This is a genomic window from Allofournierella massiliensis, from assembly GCF_004345265.1.
In the GTDB taxonomy this organism is placed as follows: Bacteria; Bacillota; Clostridia; order Oscillospirales; family Ruminococcaceae; genus Allofournierella; species Allofournierella massiliensis.
In genome coordinates, this window is sequence record NZ_SLUM01000057.1 from 1 (window position 1) to 6,931 (window position 6,931).

The 6,931-nt window shown below is 57.2% G+C and carries 8 protein-coding genes and 2 tRNA genes; all 10 read left to right on the top strand.

The features are described from left to right. Positions 1–231 precede the first annotated feature (231 nt). The 10 genes from EDD77_RS17570 (at position 232) to EDD77_RS17615 (ending at position 6,783) form a co-directional block, all read left to right on the top strand. The gene (locus EDD77_RS17570) at positions 232–612 is read left to right on the top strand and encodes an ArsR/SmtB family transcription factor (protein ID WP_082669693.1); all 381 of its coding nucleotides are present in this window, start codon (positions 232–234) and stop codon (positions 610–612) included. Between the two features lie 51 nt (positions 613–663). After that, positions 664–879: a cation transporter gene (locus EDD77_RS17575; RefSeq protein ID WP_058967094.1), complete on the top strand. Its 216-nt coding sequence runs from the start codon at positions 664–666 to the stop codon at positions 877–879. Positions 880–1,033: 154 nt separating this feature from the next. Further along, positions 1,034–2,905 (top strand): heavy metal translocating P-type ATPase, encoded by a 1,872-nt coding sequence (locus tag EDD77_RS17580; protein WP_058967095.1) that lies wholly within the window; start codon positions 1,034–1,036, stop codon positions 2,903–2,905. 117 nt (positions 2,906–3,022) lie between these two features. Beyond that, positions 3,023–3,274 carry a sporulation transcriptional regulator SpoIIID gene (locus EDD77_RS17585; protein WP_058967096.1) on the top strand — a complete coding sequence of 84 codons (252 nt, stop codon included), beginning with the start codon at positions 3,023–3,025 and terminating at the stop codon, positions 3,272–3,274. A gap of 135 nt (positions 3,275–3,409) precedes the next feature. Beyond that, the gene (locus EDD77_RS17590; RefSeq protein ID WP_058967097.1) at positions 3,410–4,261 is read left to right on the top strand and encodes an NAD(P)/FAD-dependent oxidoreductase; all 852 of its coding nucleotides are present in this window, start codon (positions 3,410–3,412) and stop codon (positions 4,259–4,261) included. 165 nt (positions 4,262–4,426) lie between these two features. Continuing rightward, positions 4,427–4,500, top strand: a tRNA-Gln gene (locus tag EDD77_RS17595). Positions 4,501–4,540: 40 nt separating this feature from the next. Beyond that, positions 4,541–4,616: transfer RNA gene (locus EDD77_RS17600), tRNA-Pro, on the top strand. Between the two features lie 124 nt (positions 4,617–4,740). Next, positions 4,741–5,094, top strand: coding sequence for a hypothetical protein (locus tag EDD77_RS17605; protein WP_058967098.1), 354 nt, complete (start codon positions 4,741–4,743; stop codon positions 5,092–5,094). Positions 5,095–5,140: 46 nt separating this feature from the next. Next, the gene (locus EDD77_RS17610) at positions 5,141–5,743 is read left to right on the top strand and encodes a TetR/AcrR family transcriptional regulator (RefSeq protein ID WP_058967099.1); all 603 of its coding nucleotides are present in this window, start codon (positions 5,141–5,143) and stop codon (positions 5,741–5,743) included. Next, positions 5,740–6,783, top strand: a complete 1,044-nt coding sequence (locus EDD77_RS17615; RefSeq protein ID WP_058967100.1) for a zinc-dependent alcohol dehydrogenase — start codon at positions 5,740–5,742, stop codon at positions 6,781–6,783. Before EDD77_RS17610 ends, EDD77_RS17615 begins: the two co-directional genes overlap by 4 nt. Positions 6,784–6,931: the final 148 nt, after the last annotated feature.

Below are 6,931 nucleotides of genomic sequence, written 5' to 3' on the forward strand. Positions count from 1 at the left end.
AGGAAATCTTCTTCCTTTTTCTCTGTTCTTTTACTTTTCATGCAAAAAACCTGCTCTGGCTTGATTGTCACAGCAGGTTTTTCTACAAGCTGAAAGGGCCGCCCGATCATTCGGGCGGCCCTTTTGCCATTTTCCCCGCGAATTTTACACAGGCAGTATTGACAGCCCCCAATCTGCACGCTATAATAAAATTAACACATGAACACTTATTCATATATGAGGTGATTTTATATGACTCCCCACGAGCATCCGGCGGAGCACAGGGCAAATCCTGCCGCAGAAGCTCCGCTCTTTCACCCGGACGCGGTGGAAACCGTGCGCGCCAACCTGCCGGACGATGAGTTCCTTTATGATCTGGCCGAGCTGTTCAAGGTTTTTGGCGATTCCACCCGCATCAAGGTGCTGTTCGCCCTGTTTGAAAGCGAACTGTGTGTGGGCGATATCGCCCAGGTTCTGGGGCTTTCCCAGTCGGCAGTGAGCCACCAGCTGCGGATTTTAAAGCAGTCCAAGCTGGTCAAATTCCGCCGGGAAGGAAAAACCGTTTATTATTCGCTGGACGACGACCATGTGCGGTCCATGCTCTCCATGGGCGCCGAGCATGTGGAGGAATAAGCCCCTCCTTTCTTTATTATAAAAATATATACCATAAAGGAGTTTTGAATCATGCAAAAGAAATTCAGCATCGAAGTGGATTGTGCCAACTGTGCCGCCAAGGTGGAAGCCGCCGTGGCTCAGATTCCCGGCGTGAACAGCGCCGCCATCAGCTTTATGGCCCAGAAACTGGTCATCGACGCGGAAGAGGCAGAATTTGCCCGCATTCTGAAGGAAGTGGCCAGGGTTGGCCGCCGCATCGACCCGGATTTCGCCATCGATTTCTGACCCGGGGCCAAGGCAATACCACACAATTCCAGGTGGTGGAGCGCGCCGGAAAATTTTGGCGTGATACGCCGCCTGAACCGTTAGGCGTGAATTGTGCGGTATCGCCCTAAGCCCCAAGAGAAACGGGCTATTGGCCCGGTTTGAGGTGTTATCTATGACAAGAAAACAGACCCGCATGCTGCGCCGCATCCTGATTTCCGTTGCGACACTGGCGGCGGTTTGGGTGCTCTGCGCCTTTGTGCCCCTGCCCTGGTACGCACAGCTGGCACTGTATCTCATTCCCTATCTGATTATTGGCTACGATGTACTGCGCAAAGCGTTCCTGGGCGTGGTGCAGGGCGAGATCTTTGACGAGAACTTTCTCATGGCCATCGCCACCGTGGGTGCGCTGGCCTTGCAGGAATACCGGGAAGCCGCCGCCGTTATGCTGTTCTACCAGATCGGCGAGCTGTTCCAGAGCTACGCGGTGGGCAAGAGCCGGAAAAACATCGCTGCCCTTATGGACATCCGACCCGATTATGCCAATCTGGAAACCAGCGAAGGCGTGCAGCAGGTGGATCCGGATATCGTAGCCGTAGGCGACGTGATCCTGATCCGACCCGGTGAGAAAATTCCTCTGGACGGCGTTGTGCTGGAGGGCAGCGGCACCATCAATACCAGCGCCCTCACCGGCGAAAGCCGCCCCCGCCGGGTAAGCCCCGGCGACGACGTGATCTCCGGCTGCGTGAATCAGGATGAAGTGTTGCGGGTAAAGGTATCCAAGCCCTTCGGTCAGTCCACCGTGGCCCGCATTCTGGAGCTGGTGGAAAACTCCAGCCTGAAAAAAGCCAAGGCGGAAAACTTCATCACCAAATTCGCCCGCTACTACACCCCCGCCGTCTGCATCGGCGCGGCGGCGCTGGCCATTCTGCCCAGCCTGTTCACCGGTCAGTGGGGCGTCTGGGTAAGCCGTGCGCTCACTTTCCTGGTCATCAGCTGCCCCTGCGCACTGGTCATCAGCATCCCGCTCACCTTTTTCGGCGGTATTGGCGGTGCTTCCCGCAGCGGTATTCTGATCAAGGGCGGCAACTATCTGGAGGCTCTGGCGCAGGTAAAAACCATCGTGTTCGACAAAACCGGTACCCTGACCCAGGGCGTATTCCAGGTGACTGGTGTATTCCCTGCCGAGGGTTTCACGGAAGAAGCGCTGCTGGAAACCGCTGCTCTTGCCGAAAGCTGGTCCAGCCATCCCATCGCTCAGAGTCTGCGTGCCGCCTGGGGAAAGCCGGTGGATTCCAGCCGTACCCGGCAGGTACACGAGGAAGCCGGTCACGGCCTGACCGCCCAGGTGGACGATGTGCCGGTGGCCGCGGGCAACGCCCGCCTGATGGAGCAGCTGGGCGTGCAGATCCCCCAAAGCAACCAGCCCGCCGAGGGCGCAACGGTGGTGTATCTGGCCATCGACGGAGCTTATGCAGGCTTTTTGCAGATCAGCGACGTGGAAAAGCCTACCTCTGCTCAGGCCATCCAGAGCCTGAAGCGACAGGGCATCCGCACCGTGATGCTCACCGGCGATGCCGAAGCCGCCGCCCATCAGGTGGTCCGGCGCCTCGGGCTGGACGATTACCATGCCCAGCTGCTGCCCGGTGACAAGGTGGAAAAGCTGGAGCAGCTGCTGAACACCAAGGCTCCCAATACCACGCTGGCCTTCGTGGGCGACGGCATCAACGACGCTCCGGTGCTGCGTCGGGCGGATGTGGGCATCGCCATGGGCAGCCTGGGTTCTGATGCAGCCATCGAAGCGGCGGACGTGGTGCTGATGGACGATGATCCCGCCAAACTGCCGCTGGCCCTGCGCATTGCCCGTAAGTGCCGGCGCATTGTGTACCAGAACATTGTGTTCGCGCTGGCGGTGAAGTTCCTGTGCCTGATTCTGGGCGCAGTGGGCATCGCCAACATGTGGTGGGCAGTGTTCGCGGACGTGGGTGTGATGGTGCTGGCCGTGCTGAATGCCACCCGCATGCTGCGCCCGATCAAGCCGGAATAAACAGCTTTCAAATCCCCCGAAGGAGAAACCTCCCTCGGGGGATTTTTTCGCCCGCATAGCCGGTTTGCGGCGCGCATACACATGAAATAAAACTCATGTGTGGGGGAATGCGCAGTTATGAAAGGCAACCCGGAGGAGCGAGCCGTGCTGCTGGGCGAATACATTGCCTGCACCGGCGCCACTGTGCGTGCCGCAGCCAACCGCTTCGGCATCTCAAAAAGTACCGTTCACAAGGACGTAACCTCCCGTTTGCGCCATCTGGACCCGGAGTTGTTTCGCCGGGCGCAGACGGTGCTGGAACGGAACAAGGCGGAACGGCATTTGCGGGGCGGAGCAGCCACCCGCCAAAAATATGCGCACCCACCCTGAGCTGAGTCTGTGACCAGATTCCTTTTCTCTTTGTGTGAAATCGGGTATAATAAAGAAAAACATCACCGCTTTCCCGCCGCCGGGCCATTTCCGGCCTGACCGGATACGGCGGTTTACACACAAGGGAGGATCTTCATGGATCGATTTGACTGTGCCGTGATCGGCGGCGGGCCCGCCGGGCTTTCGGCAGCCATCAATCTGCACCAGCGGGGCAAGACTGTTCAGGTTCTGGGCGCTGCACCCGGCTTTCTGGCAAAGGCTGAACAGGTGGACAATTATCTGGGCATGCCCGGCGTAACCGGCGAGGAAATGCTGCGCCAGTTCTCCGCCCATGCAGCAGCCATGGGCATTCAGGCCCTGCCCGGCCGTGTGGCCAATATTCTGCCCATGGGCAATGGCTTCATGATCAACTTCAACGGCGAGATTCTGGAGAGCCGCACCATCGTTCTGGCCTGCGGCATTGCACGGGCCAAGCCGGTGCCAGGCGAGGCGGAATTTCTGGGCCGTGGCGTTTCCTATTGCGCCACCTGTGACGGCATGCTCTACCGGGGCAAAAAGCTGCTGGTCTGGGGGCTTTCCCCAGAGGCGGCCCACGAGGCAAACTTTCTGGATTCCATCGGCTGTCAGGTAAGCTTTGTTGCCGCCAAGCAGCCGCCGGAGCTGCGGGAGAGCGTGCGTTTCATTCCCGGTAACCTGAAGGCTGTCGGTGGCGGCGATGTGGTGCAGTGGGCACAGATCGGCCCCAAGCAGGAGGCTTTCGACGGTGTGTTCATCCTGCGCAGCGCCATCGCGCCGGACACCCTGCTGCCCGGTCTGGCCATTGAGAACGGCTCGGTTCCGGTGGATCGTTCCATGGCCACCAACCTGCCCGGCGTATTTGCAGCTGGCGATGTGACCGGTGCTCCTTTGCAGGTGGCCAAGGCGGTGGGCGAAGGCCTGATCGCCGGGCTGAGCGCGGCGGATTATCTGGATAAGAATCCCGGCTGATCGTATATTATCCCATCTGAAAAATTCCCGGTGCGGGCCCAAAAGCCTTCGTTTGGGCCCGCACCGATTTTCTTTTTCATTTTTTCAAAAAAAGGGTTGACATTTACAAAAGCCAACGGTATAATAATAAAGCACTCAGGGCACGGCCCAAGAGAGCAGAAATATTGGAGAATTGTGTAAGGGTAGCACGACAGACTCTGACTCTGTTTGTGAGGGTTCGAATCCTTCTTCTCCAACCAGAAATAGCAGCAGCCCGCACGCTGCTGCTATTTTTTACATCGGGGTGTAGCGCAGCTGGTAGCGCGCCTGGTTCGGGACCAGGAAGCCGTGGGTTCAAGTCCCGTCACTCCGACCAGATACCGCAGAGGGTTTCCTCTGCGGTATTTTTATTTCCCCCACTGCCCAACACGGCAGCTGGTTCGTGTTGTTCCGCCTTTTGCGCAGGGCTGGTACAATAAAACAAAGGAGGCCAATGTGCTATGAATACCGACAAAATTTACGCAGAACAACTGGCAAACGAATACGCGCCGAAAAATCACTCCAAGGTGATTGCTCTGCGCAAACTGGATGCCCGGGCCAAACTGCCCGCAACCGTTTTCACTTATTCTCTAGGCATCGTCGCCGCCCTGATCACCGGCGTGGGCATGTGCCTTTCCATGCGGATCATCGGCAGCGGCAGCACCGCCATGTTTGTGCTGGGCGTGCTGATCGGTCTTGCCGGGCTGGTCGGAATGGGCCTTAACTACCCACTTTACAGACGTCTGCTGGCCAAAGGCAAGCAGAAATATGCCTTCGAAATTATGGAATTGGCAAAAGAGATAAGCGAAGCATAAACCAAAACAGCCGGGCCTCGCCCGCAGGCAAAGGAGATACAATTTCTTGAATAAAGCGGAAAGCAAATATTTCAGCACCGCAGCCCGAATGGACGAAGCCCTTCTGGCTCTGCTAGAAAAGAAGGACCTGCCTTACATCACCGTTAAAGAAATCTGCCAGCAGGCCGGGGTAAACCGATCCACCTTTTATCTGCATTACGAGACCATCGGCGATCTGTTGGCCGAGAGTGTGCAGTATATGACCGAACGCTTTCTGGACCACATGCGCCAGCGCACCGAACCCTTTGCAGCCAGCAATACGCCGCTTTCCGCCGGGCGGGCCTATTTCGTCACGCCGGAATATCTGGAGCCCTATCTGAGCTATATCGCACATAACAAACGGCTGTTTTGCACTGCCATGGAGCAATCCGCCGTTCTGCGGCTGGACAAGGTATACCAGCGGATGTTCCGCCATGTGTTTTCCCCCATTCTGGAGCAATTCCATGTTCCGGAGGAAAACCGGGAATACCTGATGACCTTTTACATCCACGGCCTGATGGCCATTGTAGACCAGTGGCTTCAAAACGACTGCGCGGACTCCATTCAGAAAATCTGCGCCATCATGCAGCAGTGTGTGGCCCGGCCCGGCACACAGAGAGGAACACCATGAAAGCAGCAATCTACGAAGGAAAAGAACAGATCCAACTGAAAGAGCTTCCCCTCCCCGAGATAGGAGAGCGGGATGTGTTGATCCAAAACATTTACTCCAGTGTCTGCGGTACCGACACCGCCGTCTTTTTCGGCGGACCCGGTACCGGACATAAAGTGACTGTGGGCGGTGAATTTGGCCACGAAACGGTTTCCCGAGTGGTCAAAATCGGAAATCTGGTCACAGATTTCACCATCGGGGAACGGGTATACCCCTACCCGCTGTGTGCAAAGAATGATCCGTCCCGTGCGGGAACGCTGGGTGGATTTTCCGAATACATTCTCGTACCACAGGCCCGGCGCAATGTGAGCCTTTATCCGGTGGACGAGCGCATTTCCGACCGGCTGGCAAGCCTGATTGAACCCTTCACCGTGGGTTGTCGGGCGGCCAGACGCGGCATGATTCCCGCCGGTGAAGGCCGCTACCTTTCCGGCCAGTTTGCAGTGGTATTCGGCTGCGGCACCATTGGCATTGCAGCAGCCGCTGCCTTCTCCTATTTTGGGATGGCCCGGGTCATGCTCTGCGATTTTTCGGACTTCCGACTGAATCTTGCCAAAAGACTGGGCTTTGCCGTATGCAATCCCGCACGGGAGGATTTCAGGGCCCGTGCACTGGATTATTTCGGCACTGCGCCCTCGCTGTCCGGACAAACCGCAAACATCGACTGCTGGCTGGACGCGGCGGGAGCTCCGTCCATTCTGGAGGATTTTCTCCGCTCGGGCAAGATCGAAAGCCGTTTTGTGAGTGTGGGGGTAAACAATGCGCCGCGCACCATCGATCTGCTTCACATGACCTACGCCCAACAGAGCATCATCGGCTCCGGTGGATACATGCCGCAGGATGTATGGGATGTTCAGCATATCATGACCTGTGGCCGCTGGGATCTGGAATCCATCATCACTCACGAGTTTCCGCTGGACCAGTTGGAAACCGCCATTCGCACCGCCGCTGACGTGGACCATGCCGGCAATGTGGTAATCCATGTATGCAGCGACTCCTGACTCACTTGACTCCACAAGAAAAACGGCTCTCTGACAATGCGGTCAGAGAGCCGTTTCAGCCTGTCGAAAAAGGCCACCTATCGGTGGTCTTTTTCTCGTATAAGGAAAGGGAATGCGGTATAATGGTGTGGGGTGATAAAAATGCTGG